Below are 22,447 nucleotides of genomic sequence, written 5' to 3'. Positions count from 1 at the left end.
GTGTTATGATTTCTTTTTATCGCCGGTATCGGTTTTAGCCGGTTTCTTTTCCTGGGTTTTAGGTTCCTTTTTGTTCTCGGCATCTTCAGGCTGATCGGCTTTTTTGTCGCCCGGCTTTTCAACTTCGTTAGTCAGCATCGCTTCCTTGATGTATTTAACAGGGGCACTGCCGTAGCTTAAAAATTTCTCGTTAAATTCTTTGAGGCGGTACTTGTCGGCCATTTTTTTCTTGTACTCTTCGCGCAGTTGTTTTATATCATGATAACCGGTGAAATAACTGGTTAACTGCACGTTGCTTACTGTTACGCGCTTCCATTTACCCTCGGCTTCGGCCTGTTGCTGGAAGGCCTCTTTGATAAGTAGCTTCAGCGCCTGCTCGCGCGTCATGCTGCCGGCGTGTACATTGTAGTCTAATATGGCGTTGCATACGGCACGCAGGTTCCATTTGCACCACATCAGACGCATTTCGGGTTCGTTGTTGCCGTAGCCGGCATCCAGCATCATCTCTTCGCTATAAACAGCCCAGCCTTCAACCATAGCGCCGTTGCCCATAATTGCTTTTATAAGGCTTGGCGTTTTGTTGGCGTAAACCAATTGGGTATAATGTCCGGGTATCGCCTCGTGTATGTTGAGTATTTGCAAGGTGTAGTTATTATACTCGCGCAAATAGCTTTCGGCGCGTTCTTTGTCCCAGCCATCTAAACTGCCCACGTTATAATAGGTATTGCCGTTTTTTTCGTATGGTCCCGGCGATGATACAGATGCACCCGCAACGCCGGCCATATAAGCAGGCTCCCTGCGCACAACCAGCGGCTTGGTTGGATCCATGGTGAGCAATTCCTTTTCTTTAACAAAGGCGCTTAGCTTGGGTATCTGTTTTTCAATGGCCGATTGAAATTGTGCCGGTTCAACGTGCTTCAGAGAAAGCATCTCTATCACATCGCCCACAAGTGCCAGCGAGTCCGACGGCATTTTTTTATCGCCCATGTATTTCGGCCACAACTCTTTGCTAAGCTTGATCATTTCCTTGTGTAGCACCTTTTTGCGTTCAACCGCCGCATTGAACATTTGCTGTGAGGTAAGGTTTGATTCTATTTCGTAAGCAAACTTTTCGTCATATAATGATTTGCCCAGCCTGAAGCTGCGGCCTTTATCGCTGCGGATGGTTTTTAGCCAGGCGGTAAAGCCACGTATGGCAGCTAAGCTTGTTTTTGCCCGTTCGCGCATGAGTTTTTGCTCCGCATCCGTAATGCTGCTTTTGGTAAGCGAATCAATAAAATCCTTTTCGATTACACCTGCGCCCCCGTTTAGCTGGTCTATCGCCAGGTCGGTAAGTTCCGGAACGGGGCTTTTAACCAGCTTTTGTGCATCCTTATAGTAGGCAGGTATGGTTTCCATCTTCTGATAAAAGCTCTTAAGTCTTTTGGCGAGCGGCGCATACTTTTCGTTCAAAATATACGCAAAAGTGCCGATTACGTTGTACGATGTCGGATCCCACTCATAAGCCTTAAGCGAGCTGTAAGTCCATTGCGTTTTACGCAGATAGTTTTGGATGAGATAATAATCCATGCGGTTGCTCGAAGTAAGCTCGTTTTGCGGGTAATGGCTCAACGAGTCGAGGTGGTTTTTGGCAAAGTCAACCAGTTTCTTCTTCTGGTCGGCAGGTGTTAGTAACACGCTATCATACATATGGTAGCCAACGGACGTAGCCCAATCCGGGTTAAGCTTCCAAAGCTCGTCTAAAAACTTGCCCTCGTAACGGGTGAATGATTCGTTGTTTTTTTCCTCGTCAGAGATTTGGCCACCCATGCCGTCCTTTTTACAGGCAGTAAAAAAAGTGAAGCCGCAAATGGCTGTAACCAATAATTTATAAAGGGTGCGGGTATTGATCATCATGCGCATAAACTTAAGGCATTTACTTTGAATTATACAGCGCGGCAGTTACAAACCTTTAAATTATGCCAACTTTAGGGCGGGCGGCTTGTTAACTAACAAAATTTGGATTGTATGAATGAGCAACATAACACTTTGATAAACGAGCTGGTTAACTTTTTAAACGGCAAAGGCGCGCACGTAAGTTTTGCTGAAGCGGTTGAAGGCCTGTCCGCAGAGTTAAGGGGCAAAACGCCTGACAATATGCCGTATAGCATCTGGCAACTGGTTGAGCATATACGCATTGCCCAATGGGATATGCTGGAATTCAGCCGGGATGCCGGCCATCAATCTCCAAACTGGCCTGATGAATACTGGCCCGAAGAGGCGGAGCCTGCAAGTGATGATGCCTGGAATCAATCGCTCTCACAAATTGAGAATGATTTAAATGAGTTTATCAGCCTGCTGAAAAACGCAGATAATATTTACGAGCCGTTTGCGCACGGCTCCGGGCAAAACTTATTGCGCGAGGCGCTGCAAATAGGAGACCATACGGCATACCATACAGGCGAAATACTGGCCATCAGGAGGATGCTTGGGGCTTGGAAGTAAGACCTCACCAACCCTCTCCAAAGGAAAGAGTTTTTAGAAAAATGCCCCCTACTTTACCTTCCCTATAAAATCAACAATACCGGTAACCAATTCGGGTTTCAGCGGTAAATCCGGATTGCTATAGGTGGCCATGTTCTGCTTGGTATCTGCAGGCGCGGCTTTGAGTATATGGTTCATCTCGGGGATGATAAGCAGTTGCGCGTCTGATTTGGCTTTCTTTAACTTTTCGGCCTGTGCAACGGGCACCTGCAAATCCGTTGTACCCTGCAAAATCAGCACGGGCATTTTAAGTTTTTTGATCTCGCGCTGCGGATCATACCTGCACCACGACATGATATAGTTTTGGATGCTCGGGCGCGCCACAGCATACAGCGATGCATCAACGTTAGGCGTGGTTTTGCCACGTTTCAGGCTGTCGAGCACACGTTTAAATCCATCGGCAATGTAAGCCGGCTGGCTTTTCATTTGCTCGGTAAGTATTTTTTCGGCGGGATCTCCGGCTCCGGCCACGGATATAAAGGCTTTAACCGGCGCGTCGTTAGCGGCAAGCATACCTACCAACGAACCTTCGCTATGGCCTAATACAATTATTTTTGAAAACCCGCCCTTATCATTTATGTCATTGATAATGCCCACGGCATCTTCCACCATATCCTCAAATTTCAGTTCCGACTCTTTGGTAGTGCTAACCGATTGCCCTATGAGGCGTTTGTCATACCGCAGCGTAGCTATACCTTTTTTACCCAGTTCGTTAGCCAGTTGTAAATAGGCATTTGTATTTAAGCCAAGCTTGGCGCCGTTGCCGTTACGGTCTGTAGGGCCCGAGCCGGCAATAATAAGCACCAGCGGCACTTTTCCTTCCGTTTTCGGTTTAACAAGCGATCCGGCTATGCTGCCCGAAAACGTTTTCAGCGTATAAGGCGATTCTGTTAGCGAGGCATCAATAGCGCCGCCTTGTTTTGCTGCCTCGCCCGGCGTTGGCTCATACGGGCGAAGCAATAAGCCCATGTACTGGTTTTGTGCGTTGACGGCAATGTTCAGGGTAAAGGTGGCCTTTTCAAAATTAGCTTTGTAAACACCTACGTTATTTTCCAGCTTTAAAAAATTAGTGCTCTTTAAGATGCCCAACTGATTTTTTAACTGTATCGTGGTGCTGCGGAACTGGTCTGCCGTAAGCGCGGCCTTCATTTCGGCACCAAAGCGGGCATACACACTATCCGGATGGCCGGTATTGTATTGCTTGACGAAGAATTGCGCGGCTTTTTTTACAGCTTCAGGCTCTGCCTGCCCTAATGCGGTTAGCGCGGTAAAACTTAGTATTAATAACGTGAAATATTTTCGGAATATGGCCATATGCGTTTGCTATTGCTGAAAAGCAAAGCTAATAAAACACTAATTTATGCCGCTATTTACAACAACATATTTTCGGCTTTGCCGTAAAAAGGTTATTATTGTGATACCATCATTAATTTTTTATTACCGGATGGTTTAAGCGAGTTTTCTTTCTGCTGATTAATGAATAAACTGACCCGGGCCTTACTGCTGATTGTATGGAGCTTTGCTTACGTTGAAAGCCGGGCGCAAACCGATACAAAAGCGATAGAAGGGAAAGTACTTACCGAAGCAATGAGGCCTGCAGATGCGGCCACCGTAAAACTACTGAATCACCCTGATTCAGCGCTCATAGCTTCCACCATAAGCGATCAGAACGGTTTTTTTGAATTCAGGAATATAAAGCCGGGTAAGTATTTTATCGCCATAAGTAAAGTAGGCTATAATCGCTTTTTTACCGTTCAATATGTAATTGGCGAAAATACCGGGAATATAAAAACGCCTGACGTTAAACTGGTGCCGCTTAACTATCAGCTTAAAGAGGTTAAGGTTACCGCTAAAAAGGATTTTGTTGAGGTTAGGCCTGATAAAACGGTAATCAATGTTGAAAAAAGTATTGTATCGGCAGGTAATAATATGCTCGATGTGTTGCGCAACGCGCCGGGTGTAAAGGTATCGGGCGAGGATGTGCTGTTCAAAGGCGGGCAAAAAGCGCTTATCGCCATCAATGGTAAAGTTACCCAGCTAACCGGCGAGCAACTGGCCGAACTGCTAAAAAGTTACCAGAGCAGTATGGTGAATTCAGTTGAGCTGATCGCCAATCCATCTGCTAAATATGACGCGGCCGGCGGCGGACTCATTAATATCGTATTAAAGAAAAACCGCGACCTGGGGTGGCGTATAAGCGTTTCGCAAAGCGCGGCGGCAGGGGAGAACTACAAGTTCAATTCAGCGGTGAACCTCAATTATCGCTCAAAAAAAGTTAACCTGTTTGGTAGCTACGTTTTCGCGGCTAACGAGATTCCGCGATTTTGGGATGTTGACCGGCTGATCAATGTTGGGCCAAACGTGTCTGAATACCGGATGCGTTATAAAGGCACCACCCGGTTAAAAAGCTACACGTTTAATACCGGCGCCGATTGGACAATATCGCCAAAGCAAAACCTGGGTTTTATTGTACATGGCTACAGTACTCCGGCTGATATCGACAAACGCAACACTACCTATATCGCTAACAATAGCGTGCCTGATTCAACTATCACCACCCGCTCCGGTATCGACAGGACGATCTATAACCTGAATTATAATATTAACTATAAGGGTTCGTTCGGTGCTGATAACAAACACGTGTTATCGGCTGATCTCGACCTGTCCGACTATAACCGCCGCTCGGATGAAAATCTGCGTAACGACTTTTTTAACCCGGCTGGCGCCGTAGTACGCGATCCGCTTTTTTACCAGGTTTATTCACCCGCCGATATTAATGTGTATTCGGCAAAAGTGGATTATACACGGGTAATTTCAGCCAACACCAATGTTGATGCCGGTGTAAAGGTGAGCAAGGTAAACAGCGATAACCGTATTGATTTTAGTGAGCAGGTAAATGGCGCCGCTCAGTTGGTGCCCGGCCTCACCGATCATTTTGTGTATAAAGAACGTATTGAGGCCGGTTATATAAACCTGCATACCAAAATTGGGTCGACTGATGTTACTGCCGGCTTACGTGCAGAGCAAACCCACGCTAACCGTACCTCGTATAACCCGAACCGTGTAGCCGATACTTCGTACTTTAATTTATTCCCGAGCATTCAGCTGATACGGAGTGTTGGCGAAGAGCATCAGTTCACCCTTTCGTACAACCGGCGGATAGGGCGACCGAACTACCAGGACCTGAATCCGTTTGTGGCGTATATCGATCCGTATGCCTTTAGTACCGGTAATCCATTTTTAAAGCCGCAGTATGTCAGCTCGGTTGAGCTGGCTGATACCTATCTCATCAAGTTCAAGGCTGCTTTAAGCTTTAGCATAACTAACGATTTTTATACCACTATTTACGAGCAGAACAATGCTACCGGGGTTTACACTACCACTAAAAGCAATGTGGCAAACCGGCATGTATACGGGCTTGAAATTACGGCTCCGTTTGATATTACGCCATGGTGGCAAATAACCAATTACATAGAGCTAAGCCACAGCCGTTATTTTTATAAGGAAGCAGGAGCGGGGAATAAACACGCTTACGACTTTCTGACGCAGGTGAACCAATCATTCAATATTACCGATAAGTTTAAGGCCGAAGTTAACGCCAATTACGAAACGCCTACTTACTTTGGTATCAAGAATTATCGTGAACAGTATTATTTCAGTGCGGGCATGAGCCATGCGATATTGCATGATCAGGGTACCATTAGGTTAGCCATGAGCGATATTTTTAACACGCAGATTGACCGTTATGATACGCGCTTCTTAAACCTCAACATGCGCGGCCGTGAAAAACCCGGAACGCGCTTTGTAACTGCAACCTTCACCTACCGTTTTGGCAATAACTCGTTGAAAGCGGCCCGTAAACGCACCGGTGGTTCGGGTGAGGAAGTATCACGAATGGGGGGCAGCAGTAATGAAAATTAGGGGACGCGCTGTTCGCTATACTTGCCTTTTATCTTTTTTACAAAGTAACGGCCTAACGAAGTAGCTTTGGCGAATTTTTTAAATGCTGATGGCTTAAAGCCGAAGTATTGCCAAACGCCGCCATTGTCTCTGAATTCCAGTTCGAGTACTTGGCTTTCGGCATCGTAACCAACACTTTCAAGGGCTGATGATTCTACGTGGACGCGTTTCATAACTATCCATCATACAATCAAAATATATACCACGTTATTAGCCTGCCTTGCCGGTAAGCATGCTGAAAATAATGATGCCCAGCACCAGCAGGGTGATCAACATATAGCGGTAATCCTTCTCGGCGGCGAAGCCAATGGCTGAAAATATGAGCCGCACCACCGGCGTAGCGATCAACAGTATAATACCGATTTGAATTATGGCCCGGCCGCGCAGGGCAAACATGCTGCTGAAGAGATTGCCGGGCTTTACATAATCAGGCACACCTTTAAAGGTAGCGTAATCAACTATCTCGTGCCCATGGCGGGTAAGGTATATAATGCCCCCGATAAATGCTATGCCAATGGATGCGAACACGCCTATGCGCAGCAACTGGCCTATTATAACTTGTATCTTCATTTGTTAAACCCTTCCTAATATTCCGTTATAGATCATCTGTATAGCCAGTATTAAAATAATGCCGGCAAACAAATATTTAAGCCACGCAGCGGATGCGGTACGCACCAGTATTTTTGAGCCGCTTAAAGCACCCAGTACTACACCAATAACTACCGGCATGCAAATGCCAGGCTCAATATAACCGCGTTGCAGGTAAACTACGGCACTGGCTGCCGCGGTTACGCCAATCATAAAATTACTGGTAGTGGTTGATACCTTGAACGGGATCCGCATTACGCCATCCATCGCCACAACCTTTAACGCGCCCGAGCCAATGCCCAAAATACCCGATATAATACCGGCTACAATCATCATGGCAAAGCCGCCTGCTACGTTAATAACCCGGTAAGCTACAAATCCTCCTGCTTCCGGGAAATGCCCGTCGAGCTGTAGCTTTTCTGCCAGATAGCTTTTTTTGAGGTTTACCTCATTTGATTTTTTCTTGAGGGATATAATGGCCGAGCATATAAGCACCGTACCAAAAAGGATAGCGATAAAATGCGCCGGGATGAATGCGGCCAGCACCGCGCCCGTAAATGCGCCAATGGTTGTGGCAATCTCCAAAAAGATGCCTAAGCGCATATTGGTAATGCCTTCTTTTACATAAGCAGCCGCCGAGCCCGACGATGTTGCAATAGCTGATACCAGCGATGCGCCTATGGCATAATGTATATCAACGCCCAGCGCCAAGGTAAGCAGTGGTATCACCACAAAACCGCCGCCAAGGCCTGTTAATGAGCCTAACAAGCCGGCGGCATATGCTCCCGCCAACAGTATCAGGGTAAAAGTAAGTACTGTCATAATCAACTCCTGCGAGCCGTAAAAGTACAGTTTTTACAACACGATGAAAGTTAGAATACCATTAAAAAGGCAGTTTGAACATTTATTGAGCGGGATGATTTGTATCTTTGCGGCTTGATTTTTTAAGATAACATACCCCTGTTATATGAAACATATTTTAACGCTAACGTTAAGCCCTACTATAGATAAGAGTACATCAGTTGAGAAAATTATCGCGGAGCACAAGCTGAATTGCGACGAGCCTAAATTTGAACCGGGCGGCGGCGGTATCAACGTATCACGCGCTTTAAAGCGCCTGGGTTTAACCTCCACGGCTGTATTTACCTCCGGCGGGCTCAGCGGGAAACTTTTGCAGGAACTATTGCACAAGGAGCAGATTGAGCAGCACCCCATAGAAACTTTTAACCTTACCCGCGAGAACTTTATTGTAGTAAACAGGGCCACTAATGAACAACTGCGCTTTGGCATGCCGGCCCCCGCATTGGTTGAAGGCGAAGAGGAAACGATATTAAAAGCCGTAAAGCAAATGGCCGCCAAAGCCAGCTACATTGTAGCCAGCGGCAGTATACCAAAAGGCGTGAGTACAGATTTTTTAGCCAAGGTAGCCCGCATTGCACATCAGGAAGATGCGCGGTTGGTGATTGATACATCCGGCGAAGCGCTGGAGCAGGCCATCGAAGAAGGTATCTATCTGCTTAAACCCAACCAAAACGAATTGCGAAAGCTTACCGGTATAGAGGCCGAGGATAATGACGCGATTGAAGAAGCCGCCCGTATCATTGTTAATAAAGATAAATGTGGTATAGTGGTGGTATCAATGGGGCCGCAAGGCGCCTACGTGGTAACTAAGGATTATGCCGAGTTTGTGAGCGCACCATCGGTAAAAAAACGTAGTACTGTAGGCGCTGGTGACAGTATGGTTGCCGGGATGGTATACGGTTGTGTAAATAATTACGATTTAGGCCACATGGTGCGCATGGGTATCGCCTGCGGCAGCGCAGCCACCATGAACCACGGTACTGAACTATTTAAAAAAGAGGATGTTGACCGATTATACGAATGGTTAAATAAGCAAACTACTAATTATTTAGTTTAAACTATAATTTTAGGTGATTTGTGTCGTTATGAAGTAAAACCTACATCATGACACGCCTTGTCTTAATTATTACCGCTGTAGTACTTTTAACAGTATCAGCCTCGTTTACTGATGATGCCACCTTTATGCGCGACCAGAAACGGAGCATACGGGTAAAGCAGGCTTACACGGAAAAAGAGAAACAGTTGAATGAAAATCTTAAACCGTTTGGCTTGTCGCTTAATCAGGTTAATATCCTGATAACAGCGTTTAAAACCGAGCAGCACCTCACGGTTTATGTTAAGGCGCCGGCAGAGGTAAAATACCGTAAATTTAAAACGTACAGTGTTTGTTCTATGTCGGGGTTGCTGGGGCCTAAGCGCCGCAAAGGCGACAGGCAGGTTCCGGAGGGGTTTTATTATATCGACAGGTTTAATCCGGCAAGCGCTTATTACCTGTCATTAGGTCTCAACTACCCGAATGCTGCCGACAGGATCAGGAGTGGAAGCAATGATCCCGGCGGAGATATCTTTATCCATGGTAAATGCGTAACCATAGGTTGCCTGCCGGTAACCGACGATTATATTAAAGAGATCTATCTGCTCGCTCTACAGGCCTACCAAAGCGGGCAGCGCAAAATTCACGTTTACATTTTCCCGTATAAGTTTAACAGTATTTTTGCCGATCGTTTTTCAGCACCTTATGCCGGAGATAAAAATACCATCGCTTTCTGGGCTAAGCTCAAAAAAGGCTATGATCAGTTTTTAACAAAGCAGCAGGAGTTAGCAGTTACGATCAATCCTGCGGGCGAGTACGTCTTTTAGCTAACAAAAACGCCCTGCTTTTTGGCAAGGCGTTTTTGTTTAATTGTGGTTTCATCCTCATAACGGAACAAACCGTATTGATTTTAGCAAAGGCGGGTTTTTAACAGCCGTGCTTTGCTTTACTTCAATATAATAATCGCGCAAAGCAGGGCTAACCGCTTTGGCTAACGGAATTGTGGCAACTGTTTCCTGGCTGCCTGTGGTAAAGCTGATGCTTCCGCTGCCCAGTTTAACGCCGCCTTTACCGTTGTAAACCGTTATGGTGTAGCTGGCCGCTGAGCCGTTACATACGCCGGTAAACTCAAGCGCCTTAATGCTTGTGCCATCAAACTTACCGGCTTTAAAGCTGCCCGTTGTTGCCGGGAACACCAGGTATTTTGTACCATCAGTCTCTTTGTTTGTAAAACCGTTAACGGCGGTAAAATCGTCCGCGTTAATCACGCTGCTACGCAGTGCCGCAGTGCCCGAGCCTGATAGCGGCCTTACGCCATTGGCACCCGCATCAGTATAATTAGCCTGTATGGTATAAAGCATATCGGGCTTTTGCGCGTTCTGCGCACTTGGTGTTACGCTGCCGTTGGCCGGTAACGATTTAGGCTTGTTGTCGTCCGCCAGCGAACGTATCCAGCCGACAATCAGCTTGGTATCATCCTCTTTTAGTGATGGGTGCGCTGGCATAGCAACCTCGCCCCAAACACCGGCACCGCCTTTAATAATTTTGCTTACCAGGTGCGTATTGGCATTTCTTGAGTTCTTATACTTCTGTGCAACCTTCACAAATGACGGACCGATCGAAGCCTCATTCTCTTTATGGCAGGCCTTACAATCTAAAGTTAGCATAATGTTTTTGCCCATAGTAGTAGCCTGTACCACCTGGTGGCCAAGGTTGGCACCGGCCATATCACGCCCTTTAATCATGTTGGCGGTAACATAAAGGTTAGCCAGGTTTACCGGCGCGTCCTTATCTTTAACGCTCACTTTATAGTTAATCGGTTTGCCCGGGAAGTAAAAGCTGCGGTTGCCACTTACATTTACAGCGACGGTTGGCTGCACGTTACCGGCATACACCGTTATGGTATTGCTGGTGGTTGATGCCTTTTTGGAGTCTATAACATCAACACTTATATCATACTCACCTGCTTTGGCTACTATATGTTTTAATACAGGTACTTTGGTTGTCTTTTTTATTGTGCCAATGTGCCAAACGTAGGTAAGCGCATCCTTTTCAGGATCGGTAGCTTTTACCGTTGCCGATATGGCTAAGGGTGTACTTCCGCTGGTTTTGTCAACCTTTAATGAAGCGATTTCCGGCGGACGGTTTCCTGCCAGGTAATCAATGCGGGATATCGCCGCGTCGGGGTTTTTGTTGAACCAGCCGTTACCGTATTCTAACACGTAGATGCGTCCGTCAGGTCCGGCTTCCATGTCTATCATGGAGTTAAACTTCATACCGTCAACAAAAGGCTCTATCTTGTCCACATCACCTGCAGCTGTTTGCGATACGGCCTTGATCCATCCGCGCACAAAATCATAGATAATCAGCTTGCCATCATAATAAGAAGGATAGCGGGTAGTAGGCAGATAATCTGAGCTGTGATAAACAGGGCCGGTCATGGCCGTGCGGCCACCGCTGCCCAGTTCCGGAAACTCCGGCGATTGCGCGTAAGGGTACCAGATATAGGCCGGTTGCGCAGGCGGTAACTCGTTTAAACCTGTATTGTTGCGTGAGTTGTTTATCGGTTTCGCCGGATCAGCCGGTGCACCGTTCTCGTTAGTGTTGTAATTGTGAATATTGTAAGCGTAATTATTACCTACAAAAAAAGGCCAGCCAAAGTTGCCTGCTTTACGGGCCTGGTTCACCTCATCGTAACCGCGCGGACCACGGGTGCCTATGCTGTCCACATTGGCATCGGGGCCGACTTCACCCCAGTACAGGTAGCCTGTTTTTTTATCGATGGATATGCGGTACGGGTTACGGTTACCCATTACGTAAATCTCCGGGCGGGTTTTGGCGGTACCTTTAGGGAACAGGTTGCCTTCCGGAATATCATAACTGCCATCGGCATTAACTTTTATACGAAGTATTTTTCCCCGCAGGTCATTGGTGTTACCTGCCGAGCGGCGCGCATCATACTGCTCATGGCCCGGGCGGTCATCCATCGGCCCGAAGCTATGGGTAGGATATTTCTGACCGGGCTCGTCAAAAGGAGTGGAGTTATCGCCGGCTGATACATACAGGTTGTCATCCTTGCCAAAGGCGATAGAACCACCGGTATGGCAGCAGATTTCCCGCTGCGTTTTAACTTCCAGTATTACTTTCTCCGAGCCGTTGTCCAATGTATCGCCCTTAAAAACAAAGCGCGATAAACGGTCTATCGACTCATCGCCTGCCGGGCTGTAGTACATATAGATGTAATGATTGTTAGCATAATTAGGGTCGGCGGCTATACCCAGCAAACCCTCTTCGCTGTTTACGTTAGGCACTTTCGTTTTAAAATAAACATTGAGGTAGCCCACTTGTTTAACCGTTTTTTTAACAGCATCAAACTTCATCAGCTCGCCACGACGCTGTGCAACCAGAATATCGAAGTTGGGCAATATGGCCATCTCCGTAGGCTCAAACAATGTGCCTTCAGTAAGTACACGTTTAATAAAACGGTTAGCTTCGGGTGTACGCTGGGTTTTAGCTTTGCTGTAATCGATTGCATTACCATCACCAATAGCATATTTTATGCCCCCTAAAACATGTTGCAGATATTGCGGATCAGCGTATGATTCATCGGTATGGCCAAGCTCAGTATAGAACGCACGGCCGCCGTCAAAATTATGATACCAGGCCATCGGGTGTTTGTTGCCGTTTTCGCCGCCTTTGTAGCTTTTTTCGTCGATGTTGATCAACACTTTAACGCCCGGGTTAAGCTTTTTAAAATTATACCACTCGTCGGTACGGGTCCAGGTATCATGCAGGTGTTTGGTTGATGGGTGATTTTTATCAACCACATTTAATATGGCCTGCTGCGGTGCCGGGTGGCTTTTAAAGTAACCGCCAACTAAACGGCCATACCAACCCCAGCCATACTCGGTATCGCTTGCGGCATGGATGCCTACAAAACCGCCTCCGGCCTGTATGTAACGTTCAAAATCAGCTTCCTGATATTGATTTAAAACATCGCCGGTAGTACTTAAAAATACAACCGCCGCATACTTTTTCAGGTTAGCTTCAATAAAGGCGTTTGCATTGGTGGTGGTATCCACATCGAAACTGTTTTCGGCACCCAGTTTCATCACGGCGGCAAGCCCTTTGGGAATGGATGAGTGGTGGAAGCCTGCTGTTTTGGCGAAAACGAGTACCCTTGGCTTGGGTGCCATCTTTCCGCATAAAAACAGCACGATGCAAATGCCCAGTGTGGCAAAGCCCGATAAGCGTAAATAAAACGTACTTTTCACAGTTAAAATTGGGTTTAAAACAAATAAACCGGTAACTAAGTACCGGTTTATTCTGTATGGTGTAATGTTGGTTAATTCACTATGAGTGTGCCCTGCATCACGTAAAAGTGTCCTGGTACGGTACAAACATAAGTATATTTTCCGGGTTTGCTTGGCGCCTCAAAATAAATGGTTTGCGAACCTCCCGGCCCAACCAGCGTGGTATTATATAATACCTTTGGCGTGTTAGGGATGTGGCTTAGCTTAACGCTTGATAAACCCAGTTTCATGGCCAGTTCACCTACAGCTACCGCCTGCCCGTCAGGTACCAATACAAAGTTGTGCGGCATATCATCATTATTGCTGAAGGTAAGCTTTACTTTGCTGCCTGCTTTAACAGTCAGTTCTGATTTATCAAACTTCAAACCTGGTTTGGTACCCAGTGTTATGGTTTGATCGATCTCTGTCCATGAAGCGGGTTTAGTAGTCTGATTCTTTTTCAAGCCTGTACTTGCCGGCGTTTTAGCTGTAGTAGCTTTAGCAGGGGTAGTGGTTGGTTTGCCCATGTTCATATGGTCATGCCCTGCCATTCCCGTTTTTGGCTTACGTTGAGGCACGTTAAGTTTAGCTCCTTCCGGAATGTTATTCAACGTGTAATAAGCTACAGGGTGCAGTACTTTGGCAGCGCTATCAGCCGAAACGATCTTGTCATCAAGGGTGATCTCGTGAACATATTTTTCACGAAGGCCGTCAACCACCAGGCGAACTTTTGTACCATCAGTTGATACGATAGCCGCGTTAACCACGTGTTGTTGCTCACGCACGGTATTACTACCGTAAACCGGGTGATATTTGTAAATAAAGCCGGTTATCGCGTAAGCATCCGGATCGGCAGCCGCTTTTTTATCAACCGGTTTGGTAAATTCAATCTCGAAACCATCTGGCATAGCCTTAACGGCTTTCATTTCAAACGGTGTGCGTTTGCTCCAAACTACGCGCTCTAAGCCAAAATCCTTTTGACCTTTTGAACCCCAGCCGCGGTTGGTTTGGCCAACGAAAAGCGAACCATCATTACCCCAGGCCAAACGCAGTACGCCTGACTCAAAACCTTCGCGGAAGGTAAAGGCAGCGCCCTGGTATTCGCCTTTTACCTGCTCTAGGTAAACGCGGTTCAGGCGGCTCTGGCCCTGATCGCCGATAATTACCTGCCCTGCAAACGGACCAAAACGGTCGTCATTCGGTATTTGTATCATGGATGATGTTGAGGTACCCAATATAGAGTGCGGCAGCCATACCGTTGGCAACTTCATGCCCGGTACTTCTTTAGCTACCTCAAAAAATGTTTTGTACGGACGGTTCGGATCATCATCCTCAATTTTGCCCTGGTTAAAGCGTGGGTCAACACGTGAGTAGATGTCCTGGGTGCGTGCCTTAACCGGTGATTCCGGACGTGCAGCCCAGTTTAAACCGGCAGGGTGTCCTGCAAAATCACCTTTGTTTAATTGCATCATGTGGCCCGAACCTACCCAGTCACCCTGGTTTTCAGAGTAAAAATATTTGCCATCAATTAAGCCTTGGCCTGCAGGTGAACGTAAACCGGTAGCAAATGGCATCATTTTACCATCAGGCGTGATCTCCATGGTCCAGGCTCTCCAAGGCACATGGCTTTTACCTCTCCACCATTCAAAGCCATCGAACCCTACGTTGGCGTTCACCATAAAGTTACCGTTAGGCATAACTACCGGGCCGTACGAGTACTCGTGGTAGTTACCGGTTAATGGCCATGCAAATACGGTTTCGTACACATCGGCTTTGCCGTCGCCGTTCTTGTCAACCAGTTTGGTTAACTCGCCGCGTTGTACGGCATATAAGGCGCCATCTTTGTAGGCAAGGCCAAGCAGCTCGTGCATACCGGTGGCAAACTTGCGGTAGTGCGGAGTAGTGCCGTTAAGCATGTACGGGTTTTCAATAATGTACACATCACCACGGCGGGTTGATGCAGCCATATCGCCGTTAGGCAACAGGGCTAAACCGCCAACCTCAAGCTCAATACCCTCAGGTATGGGCAGGGTAACAATGCGGTAAAAATCTTTTTCGGTAGCTCCCGCTTCCTTATTTTGTGCTTTAGCTGTAAACCCAACAACGGCAGTTACAGATAAAGAGAGTAATATATTCTTTAAATTAGCTTTCATTTATAACAGTATTTGTTGAGGTTACCAGATAATTGAATATTTAACAGATGCGCCTTTATCCGCATCCTTCACCGGGATAAGCAGCTCCTGGCCGTTGCCTGCGTTGCGCAGTACCGGTTTGGCGCCTTTATCAAACTGTACGTAGTACTCGTAGTTGTTCACCGCGTACATGCCGTTACCGGCCTCAACAATATCGCTGCCTGATGCGGCGCGCAGGTAAAGCTTATCTTTAACCGGGCCGTTAACCGTAACCACGCGGGTTAAACTGCGTCCACCGTCTTCGCTGGTTAATTTATCATCTACTTTTAACTGGCTAACCTCGTATTTAAAGGTTGGGTAACCTTTGTCGTCAAGCTCATAACCGCGGCTGCGGAATGCCTGATCGGCAAGCAGTGAATCAGGCCATACCGTGGTTTCTGATCCTAATACCGCAATGGCAGGTGCATCAGTTAAAGGCACTTTGCTGCCAATAACGGTGGTATTGCCATCGCCACGGAACAGCCACATTGGCGTTCCATCCACAAAGCCTCCTTTCCATACCTGGAACAAGGCTCCTGTACCTAAATCATATGAGTAGCTGATGTTGCCCGGGTAGCCCGCGTTAACAGCATGGGTAACACGTTTTTTATCGTTAATGTCAACAAAGCTGCGCAGCAACACCGGCTCATCGGTAACGGTAACAAACACCTGTTTCTCGCTGAACGTACGTTTTGAACCGTCGGTTTCCTTAGTATCTACAGAGGTGCTGTATTTAATATTTTTGAACGCTACGGCGCCATGATCGCCTTGCAGGCGGATAGGGCCGGTGGCAGCCTCGTTAGGGAAGGCCGAGCCACGGGTTGGCGCTTGTAATTCTGCGTTTTCAATAATGTTAACACCATTTAGCACAATTTTAACAATACGGGCATTAGATGTTTTTTTACCCGAAGCATCAAACTTTGGCGCCTGGAAAACAATGCGGATGTTTTGCCAAAGGCCCGGTGCACGGCTTACATTGATACGCGGCACTACGCCCTCGTAAGCAAACTGGCCTTGCGGACGGCTTTCATCCCAACGTGGGTACACAGCGCCCAGATCCTGGTAAGTCAACTTGTCCTTGCCCCAGGCGTCGCTCAGCTGAATTTCGTAACGGCCTTGTAGGTAGATACCCGAGTTTGAGCCCTTGGGCATCAAAAAATCAGCGCTCAGGTCAATGTCGCCATGTTCAAAATTGGTAAAAAGGTCTTCATTTTTTCCCTTGCCCGGGATGGTAACCAAAATGCCCTGGCCATCTTTTTTTTCAAGCGATTCTTCTTTGTTAAAGTCGCTTTTTACTGAACCGGCGACAGACCAGTTTGCAGATGGCTTTTTAAATGCCGACAGATCGCTCAGAGGTATCTGTGTATTCTGCGCGTAGCCGGTAAAAGGTATAGCAGCAGCGGACAGAAACAACAGAGATGTTGTTTTTAGTAAAAGGTTTTTTCTCATAATCCGTTTTTATCGAGGTGGGCTAATATAGAGATTTTGGTGATACCTGAATAGCCTGATTAACTTGTTTTTAAAAATTACCTGAATGTCTAAACAAATTGTTACAAAACAGCTCGTATTCTTTATAATTTGATAACATTGTCTAACGCCAATCAATGCAGCCGTACAGCCATTAACAATATTAATTTAATAATGAGATTACAAGTTGCCCATAGTTTTGGGTATGATATACCGCAGAAGAACAAGGGTTGTATTTTTTTCGGAGATACTTGATAAGGATCATGATGGCGCCGTCCGGACGATGTACCAGCTTATCAGCCGTATTGATGCGGAGCGTTATGAGTTTTTGTTTATATGCGGCACTGGGCCCGATGAGCTTTGCGGTTTTGAATGCATAAAGGTGCCCGCCCTTACGGTGCCGGTTAACCGTAGTTACAAGCTTGCACTGCCCGGCCTGGTACAGAGCAGCCTGAAGGAAAAGCTTAAAATCTTTGATGCCGACGTAGTGCATATAGCCACACCATCATTTTTGGGTGAATTCGCGCTTAAATATGCCCGGCAGGAACAATTGCCGGTAATCACCATTTATCATACACACTTTATATCATACATCGATTATTATTTTAAACAAGCCCCTTTCCTGATCGATTTTATACGATCACGTGTTACAGAAAGCCAGCGCAACTTTTACAACGGTTGCGACATGATCTATATGCCGTCAGAAGGGATAAGCAAGTGGCTTACTGACATTGGTGTAAGGGCAGATAAAATGAAAAGCTGGAAACGCGGAATAGATACCAGCCTTTTTTCGCCTGCCAAAAATGATGCTGAACTGATGCGCAACATCACGGGTGATAACGCCCCGGTAATACTGTTTGCCAGCCGCCTGGTTTGGGAAAAGAACCTGGAAACGTTGTTTAACATTTATGATGGCTTAAAGGCTACCCATGTACCGTTTAACCTGGTTGTTGCGGGCGATGGTAAAGAGAAAGCGATATGTGAAGAGCGCATGCCCGATGCCTTTTTTACCGGCCGGGTAGATCATGAAACACTTTCAGCCTTATATGCATCCGCTGATGTTTTTGTATTTCCTTCGGTTTCCGAAGCTTATGGTAATGTTGTGCTCGAGGCAATGGCATCGGGGCTGCCGTGCGTTATTGCGGATGGCGGTGGCTCGGCTGATTTTATTGAACAGAGCATTAATGGATTTAAATGCAACCCATATGATGCCGCGGCTTATATAAGCAAAATTATGCTGTTGCTGAATGATGATAAACTGCGCCGGGATATTATACAGGCCGGTTTACAATACAGCTGTGCATTTGATTGGGATGAACTTGCCGGCATATATTTTAATGATATTAACCAACTGGCCGGGCAAACCCAGGGTCAACTGCTGCCCGCCGAATGAAATACCTGAAGTTTTTATTAATAATTATTGTACTCATCTGCGCCTGGTTTTTTCTTCGCCATGCCGATCTTGATAGCGTAGGCCGGTCATTGCAGCGGGTAGGTTTGCATTTTATATGGTTATTAATTGCCAGCGCGTGCTCCTACACATGCGGTACCATTGCCTGGCGGTATTGCATGGGTGCTGAAGGTCGCCCGGTTAAGCTTTTCCATCTGTTTTGGGTGCGGCATGTGGGCGAAACGGTGGGTATCATTAATCCGGCAAGCATAGTTGCGGGCGAGGCGCTCAAGGTTTACCTGCTTCGCAATTATGCGATTGAAAAGCAGGTAGTGATCACCTCTGTATTGTTATCGCGCGTGCTGATGATGGCTACGCATTTATTATCGCTATTGTTGATAACCATACTGTCTTTCGCAGTTATTCCGGCGCTGCATTTTTCGTTTAAGGTTACAGGGATAGCGCTCTGCGTAGCGGGTGCGATAGTGTTGTTTATTTACTTGCTCATATTATTTCTCAAACAACTCCGAAAAACCCGCTTAGGCAACTGGCTGGCAGTGCGTACCCAAAAGTTAAGGGCTAAGGTTGCAGAAGCTAATTCCGCCTTAGGTACATTTTATCATACCAACAAAAAGGATTTGCTGATGGCCTGCGGTTTTTTTATGCTGCACTGGGCATTAGGTTCGCTCGAACTTTACATCATATTGCACCTGCTGGGTACCGGTGCTGGGTTTATACCGGCCATGTTTGTTGACATGAGTGTGATCGTATTTAAATCGGCAGGGGCATTTATACCGGCGCAGATAGGGGTGGAAGAGTACGGAAATAAACTGATGCTTGCCGCCATTGGCCTCACTGCTACCGAAACATGGGTTACTGCTTCATTACTGCGCCGCGCCCGCCAGCTATTCTGGATAGTGCTGGGGCTGGTGGCTTACTTTTTTATAGACGGGAAACAAACTATTACATCTTATAAAAATGGAAATCCTGTTTGTGAGTCATAAACATCCGCCTGCTACAGGCGGAATGGAAAAACAAAGCTACGAACTGGTGCGGGGCATGAGAAAGCATACCCGTGTGCACACTATTATTTACAAAACAGGCACAAGTAAACTGCGTTTTTTTATGTCGCTTAACCGGCGCATTGTGGCCATGTGCCGCAAATATCCGGAGATCAGTATTATACATTATAATGATGGATTGATGGCGGCGATATGCATGCGCCATAAAGGCTATGAGCATTTAAAGCGTACCGTAACTTTGCATGGGCTGGATGTAGTATTCCCCAATCACACTTACCGCCGCACGGTGCTGCCCGAATATAAAAAGTTCGAAAAGGTTTTTGCCGTAAGCAATGCCACGGCCGAGGCCTGCCAGCGGTATGGTATCCCTGCCGATAAGCTAAAAGTGATAAGCAACGGCGTAGACGCCTCCATTGCCGACTGCCAGCCTAACCCAAACAAGTTAAAGGATATAGGTAAACAGTACGGTATCGATCTCACCAATAAAAAAATACTGGTATGTATGGGGCGTGCAGTAAAGCGCAAAGGCTTTGCCTGGCTGCTAAAACACGTGCTGCCGGCGCTGAGTGACGATTTTCTACTGCTCATGATTGGCCCGTTCAAGCCACGGGCGCCGCTGGCCGATAAGGTGATACGCTCGTTGCCGCCTAAAATGCGTAGGCAGGTAACCTCGTTTTTAGGTTGGCCTACGGATGAAGAAGAGATTCGCCGCCTGCTGCAGCGTGCCGGGGCGACTGAGCGGGTGAAACACCTTGGCCGTATGCCTTTTGAGGATATATTGCAATTATTAATGGCCGCCGAAGCGTTTATTATGCCCAACATCCCGGTTAGTGGCGATCTGGAAGGATTTGGCCTGGTATGTCTTGAAGCCTGCCTGTGCGGAACAAAAGTTTTTGCCTCGAATATTGAAGGAATTAAAGATGTAATAACCAATGGGCGAAATGGCTACCTGCTGCCTGCTGCCGATAAGGCTGCCTGGATAAACGCGCTTAACCGCCTTGCAGATGGGCGATCAGCCTATACTTTACAACCACAAGAGATAAAAGCATACACGATGCAGCACTTCAGTTGGGACAAGATGGTAAAGGAATACCTGGATTGTTTTGAAGAAATTACAAAGACGCAACCCGAGGCTTGCCTGCAAGATTAATTTTTTCATGAACTAAGGTGTTGTTGACAAGGAATTTGCGCAGCGTTGTTAGTTCATCCGTGTTAATCAGGTCAACACCGCAGTTTAGCAGTTGTTTCCATACGCTTTCCTTTTCAGGAGAGGCCCACAGACGTACTTTTTTGCCCATACTGTGAGCCTTGGTTACATAGCTGCATAACCGTTTGCGCTCTTTTTCGGGCATGTTGCCGTTGCCATCCCAGTTTAATAGCGAGCTATATTTGCAGCTGGCCATCTGGTAAACGTTGGCATTGCATTTATCTTTGCCTACATCCCGTAAATCCTCATCAATAAACGCCAGGCGCTGCCTTTCGTTTTTAATGGAGCGGTATGGTTTATTGCCCGATAGCACAATGGTAACCTGCCGCTGATGTACTTTTCCATTTTCATAGCTGGAGAGGATGGAGCTGTATTTGTTGAGCAAGGGCTTAAGCGCGCGGTAGGTATCGTCGGCACCGGTCTTGATGTCGATCATCAGCGTTATCGGCGTATCGTATCCCTCAAATATATTGCCTTGCTTTTTAACACGTTCGGCAAGTGGTTTCAGATACAAATTTTCCAGCGTGCGTTTGCCCTGAAAAAACGGGAAGAAATGCGCCACCACCATTTCGCCGTTTATATAAAATATATCAGCTTCTATATGGGTATACCCGTTATCAAGAGCGTCAAACAAGGGGCGTTTGTGCCAGTAATCATTATGAGCGAAACCGTTTTGGAGGGGAGCGTTTTGCGCGCGGACGAGGAGTGGGCCGCAAATGAGGATGATTAACGAGGCGGTTTTAAGGAATTTTACTGTCAATTTTGCCGTTCGCATATTAAGTTAAATTTCTTAATTCAAAGCTACTTACCGGCAGTTTGCAAATGATAAAATCAAGGTTAAATAAACTCTAAATCAGCCATTTTAATATTAATTTTTTGTAATTATCCAAATTCCAACCGTCAACCGCTTGTAGAACTTATTTTACAAGTTGATGTTAATAGCTTTATTTGTATCATGCTTAGACAACTTGCCAGCAAACCGGAGAATGATTTTGAGTGGATAGATATTTACGAGCCGCAGCACGAGGAAATTCATGCTACGGCCGAAAAGTACGGCCTGCACGAAGAACTGCTGGACGATAGCTTACAGCCTGACCACCTGCCCAAGTACGAGCAGATGGAAAATTATGCTTTCATTATCTTCAGGATACATACGGATAACCGAGCCACTGAAGCTGATACCGTGCAGCAGCTTACCCATAAAGTAGCCATTTTTTATGCTAAGGACTTTATTGTTACCATTCACCGCAAACCGCATAAGCTGATAGAGGTACTGGGCGATCAGGTTAAACAGGGCAAATGCAGCAGCACTTTCCATTTGCTGAATAATATTATTAAGGCTTGTTTGATGACTTATGACGAACCATCAAACCACCTGGCACGAAGCCTGGAATATTACGAGGAACAGATTTTTTTGCGTACCCGCAAAGCGCCATTATTAAAAGGCATGTACTTTTTAAAACGTAAGGCCGACCTGGTGAGGCGTATGCTTATGCTATCGTACGATATTATTGATACCATTGATGCGGAGGACGGCGATGTAAGTACGCGCGATACCCGCGATATGTATGTACGCCTGCAAAATATTTACGATGCCTTATCTGAAAATATAAACCACTTGCTTAACCTGTACTTCAACGTATCGGCGCAGCGTACTAATGATACCGTGCGCGTATTAACGGTGTTTTCGGTGTTTTTTATGCCGCTAACGTTTATTGTGGGTATATATGGTATGAACTTCGATTTTATGCCCGAACTGCGCGCGCATTACGGCTACCCGATTGTACTGGGCGTTATGGTAATTATTACCCTGCTTATATATTTCTGGTTCAGGCGGAAGGGTTGGCTGTAAGTTAACCCGACAGAACTCAACGGTTCAATAACAATTCCGGGTTTTTTGAACAAACGAAAACAGGCCTGGCGTTAGCGATTG

At 46.5% G+C, this 22,447-nt stretch carries 17 protein-coding genes; 8 read left to right on the top strand and 9 right to left on the bottom strand.

What is annotated here, in order from left to right:
- Positions 1 to 3: 3 nt before the first annotated feature.
- Entirely contained in the window at positions 4 to 1,896 is a 1,893-nt protein-coding gene (locus tag ABD960_RS14775; RefSeq protein ID WP_345331921.1) for a DUF885 domain-containing protein, read from the bottom strand.
- A gap of 111 nt (positions 1,897 to 2,007) precedes the next feature.
- Here ABD960_RS14775 and ABD960_RS14770 point away from each other — a divergent pair, with 111 nt between their 5' ends.
- Positions 2,008 to 2,484 carry a DinB family protein gene (locus tag ABD960_RS14770; RefSeq protein ID WP_345331920.1) on the top strand — a complete coding sequence of 159 codons (477 nt, stop codon included), beginning with the start codon at positions 2,008 to 2,010 and terminating at the stop codon, positions 2,482 to 2,484.
- A 48-nt stretch (positions 2,485 to 2,532) separates the two neighbouring features.
- Here the strand turns inward: ABD960_RS14770 and ABD960_RS14765 are convergent, their stop codons facing one another.
- Positions 2,533 to 3,837: an alpha/beta hydrolase gene (locus tag ABD960_RS14765; RefSeq protein ID WP_345331919.1), complete on the bottom strand. Its 1,305-nt coding sequence runs from the start codon at positions 3,835 to 3,837 to the stop codon at positions 2,533 to 2,535.
- 162 nt (positions 3,838 to 3,999) lie between these two features.
- Here ABD960_RS14765 and ABD960_RS14760 point away from each other — a divergent pair, with 162 nt between their 5' ends.
- A complete protein-coding gene (locus tag ABD960_RS14760; RefSeq protein ID WP_345331918.1) occupies positions 4,000 to 6,444 on the top strand; it encodes an outer membrane beta-barrel protein in 2,445 nt (814 codons plus the stop codon).
- Here ABD960_RS14760 and ABD960_RS14755 read toward each other — a convergent pair.
- The 3 genes from ABD960_RS14755 to ABD960_RS14745 are packed head-to-tail and all read right to left on the bottom strand — an operon-like array spanning position 6,441 to position 7,893.
- Positions 6,441 to 6,656: a KTSC domain-containing protein gene (locus ABD960_RS14755; RefSeq protein WP_345331917.1), complete on the bottom strand. Its 216-nt coding sequence runs from the start codon at positions 6,654 to 6,656 to the stop codon at positions 6,441 to 6,443. The two genes, ABD960_RS14760 and ABD960_RS14755, sit on opposite strands and share 4 nt — an antisense overlap.
- 37 nt (positions 6,657 to 6,693) lie before the next feature.
- Positions 6,694 to 7,053 carry a DUF1634 domain-containing protein gene (locus ABD960_RS14750; RefSeq protein ID WP_345331916.1) on the bottom strand — a complete coding sequence of 120 codons (360 nt, stop codon included), beginning with the start codon at positions 7,051 to 7,053 and terminating at the stop codon, positions 6,694 to 6,696.
- Positions 7,054 to 7,056: 3 nt separating this feature from the next.
- On the bottom strand, positions 7,057 to 7,893 hold the full coding sequence (locus ABD960_RS14745) for a sulfite exporter TauE/SafE family protein (RefSeq protein ID WP_345331915.1): 837 nt from the start codon (positions 7,891 to 7,893) through the stop codon (positions 7,057 to 7,059).
- A gap of 145 nt (positions 7,894 to 8,038) precedes the next feature.
- Between ABD960_RS14745 and ABD960_RS14740 the strand changes: the two genes are divergently transcribed.
- Positions 8,039 to 8,989 carry a 1-phosphofructokinase family hexose kinase gene (locus ABD960_RS14740; RefSeq protein WP_345331914.1) on the top strand — a complete coding sequence of 317 codons (951 nt, stop codon included), beginning with the start codon at positions 8,039 to 8,041 and terminating at the stop codon, positions 8,987 to 8,989.
- Positions 8,990 to 9,036: 47 nt separating this feature from the next.
- Positions 9,037 to 9,792 carry a L,D-transpeptidase family protein gene (locus ABD960_RS14735; protein WP_345331913.1) on the top strand — a complete coding sequence of 252 codons (756 nt, stop codon included), beginning with the start codon at positions 9,037 to 9,039 and terminating at the stop codon, positions 9,790 to 9,792.
- A 57-nt stretch (positions 9,793 to 9,849) separates the two neighbouring features.
- On the opposite strand, the gene ABD960_RS14730 is transcribed toward ABD960_RS14735, so the two are convergent.
- From ABD960_RS14730 to ABD960_RS14720, 3 genes are all read right to left on the bottom strand, one after another.
- Positions 9,850 to 13,239 (bottom strand): ThuA domain-containing protein, encoded by a 3,390-nt coding sequence (locus tag ABD960_RS14730; protein WP_345331912.1) that lies wholly within the window; start codon positions 13,237 to 13,239, stop codon positions 9,850 to 9,852.
- Positions 13,240 to 13,310: 71 nt separating this feature from the next.
- A complete protein-coding gene (locus tag ABD960_RS14725) occupies positions 13,311 to 15,410 on the bottom strand; it encodes a plastocyanin/azurin family copper-binding protein (RefSeq protein WP_345331911.1) in 2,100 nt (699 codons plus the stop codon).
- A gap of 21 nt (positions 15,411 to 15,431) precedes the next feature.
- On the bottom strand, positions 15,432 to 16,877 hold the full coding sequence (locus ABD960_RS14720) for a 3-keto-disaccharide hydrolase (RefSeq protein WP_345331910.1): 1,446 nt from the start codon (positions 16,875 to 16,877) through the stop codon (positions 15,432 to 15,434).
- Positions 16,878 to 17,082: 205 nt separating this feature from the next.
- Between ABD960_RS14720 and ABD960_RS14715 the strand changes: the two genes are divergently transcribed.
- Genes ABD960_RS14715 through ABD960_RS14705 form a run of 3 tightly spaced genes read left to right on the top strand, consistent with a single transcriptional unit; the run spans position 17,083 to position 20,457 of the window.
- Positions 17,083 to 18,288, top strand: coding sequence for a glycosyltransferase family 4 protein (locus ABD960_RS14715; protein ID WP_345331909.1), 1,206 nt, complete (start codon positions 17,083 to 17,085; stop codon positions 18,286 to 18,288).
- The gene (locus ABD960_RS14710; RefSeq protein ID WP_345331908.1) at positions 18,285 to 19,289 is read left to right on the top strand and encodes a lysylphosphatidylglycerol synthase transmembrane domain-containing protein; all 1,005 of its coding nucleotides are present in this window, start codon (positions 18,285 to 18,287) and stop codon (positions 19,287 to 19,289) included. The genes ABD960_RS14715 and ABD960_RS14710 overlap by 4 nt, the downstream gene beginning before the upstream one ends.
- Positions 19,264 to 20,457 (top strand): glycosyltransferase family 4 protein, encoded by a 1,194-nt coding sequence (locus tag ABD960_RS14705; protein ID WP_345331907.1) that lies wholly within the window; start codon positions 19,264 to 19,266, stop codon positions 20,455 to 20,457. The genes ABD960_RS14710 and ABD960_RS14705 overlap by 26 nt, the downstream gene beginning before the upstream one ends.
- Here ABD960_RS14705 and ABD960_RS14700 read toward each other — a convergent pair.
- A complete protein-coding gene (locus ABD960_RS14700; protein ID WP_345331906.1) occupies positions 20,420 to 21,289 on the bottom strand; it encodes a phosphatidylinositol-specific phospholipase C/glycerophosphodiester phosphodiesterase family protein in 870 nt (289 codons plus the stop codon). The genes ABD960_RS14705 and ABD960_RS14700 overlap by 38 nt on opposite strands.
- Positions 21,290 to 21,469: 180 nt before the next feature.
- On the opposite strand from ABD960_RS14700, the gene ABD960_RS14695 reads away from it, so the two are divergent.
- Positions 21,470 to 22,366 carry a magnesium transporter CorA family protein gene (locus tag ABD960_RS14695; protein ID WP_345331905.1) on the top strand — a complete coding sequence of 299 codons (897 nt, stop codon included), beginning with the start codon at positions 21,470 to 21,472 and terminating at the stop codon, positions 22,364 to 22,366.
- Positions 22,367 to 22,447 lie beyond the last annotated feature (81 nt).

Source organism: Mucilaginibacter defluvii, from assembly GCF_039543225.1.
GTDB classification, from domain to species: Bacteria; Bacteroidota; Bacteroidia; order Sphingobacteriales; family Sphingobacteriaceae; genus Mucilaginibacter; species Mucilaginibacter defluvii.
The sequence above is the reverse complement of the archived record's forward strand: the minus strand, read 5'-3'. Positions and strand labels throughout refer to the sequence as shown.

Bases quoted from the DNA above. Each gene is read 5' to 3' on its own strand.
- ABD960_RS14700 (WP_345331906.1), bottom strand. From the start codon at position 21,289: ATGCGAACGGCAAAATTGACAGTAAAATTCCTTAAAACCGCCTCGTTA.
- ABD960_RS14765 (WP_345331919.1), bottom strand. From the start codon at position 3,837: ATGGCCATATTCCGAAAATATTTCACGTTATTAATACTAAGTTTTACC.
- ABD960_RS14720 (WP_345331910.1), bottom strand. From the start codon at position 16,877: ATGAGAAAAAACCTTTTACTAAAAACAACATCTCTGTTGTTTCTGTCC.
- ABD960_RS14740 (WP_345331914.1), top strand. From the start codon at position 8,039: ATGAAACATATTTTAACGCTAACGTTAAGCCCTACTATAGATAAGAGT.
- ABD960_RS14770 (WP_345331920.1), top strand. From the start codon at position 2,008: ATGAATGAGCAACATAACACTTTGATAAACGAGCTGGTTAACTTTTTA.
- ABD960_RS14755 (WP_345331917.1), bottom strand. From the start codon at position 6,656: ATGAAACGCGTCCACGTAGAATCATCAGCCCTTGAAAGTGTTGGTTAC.
- ABD960_RS14710 (WP_345331908.1), top strand. From the start codon at position 18,285: ATGAAATACCTGAAGTTTTTATTAATAATTATTGTACTCATCTGCGCC.
- ABD960_RS14705 (WP_345331907.1), top strand. From the start codon at position 19,264: ATGGAAATCCTGTTTGTGAGTCATAAACATCCGCCTGCTACAGGCGGA.
- ABD960_RS14695 (WP_345331905.1), top strand. From the start codon at position 21,470: ATGCTTAGACAACTTGCCAGCAAACCGGAGAATGATTTTGAGTGGATA.
- ABD960_RS14725 (WP_345331911.1), bottom strand. From the start codon at position 15,410: ATGAAAGCTAATTTAAAGAATATATTACTCTCTTTATCTGTAACTGCC.
- ABD960_RS14745 (WP_345331915.1), bottom strand. From the start codon at position 7,893: ATGACAGTACTTACTTTTACCCTGATACTGTTGGCGGGAGCATATGCC.
- ABD960_RS14735 (WP_345331913.1), top strand. From the start codon at position 9,037: ATGACACGCCTTGTCTTAATTATTACCGCTGTAGTACTTTTAACAGTA.
- ABD960_RS14775 (WP_345331921.1), bottom strand. From the start codon at position 1,896: ATGATGATCAATACCCGCACCCTTTATAAATTATTGGTTACAGCCATT.
- ABD960_RS14750 (WP_345331916.1), bottom strand. From the start codon at position 7,053: ATGAAGATACAAGTTATAATAGGCCAGTTGCTGCGCATAGGCGTGTTC.
- ABD960_RS14760 (WP_345331918.1), top strand. From the start codon at position 4,000: ATGAATAAACTGACCCGGGCCTTACTGCTGATTGTATGGAGCTTTGCT.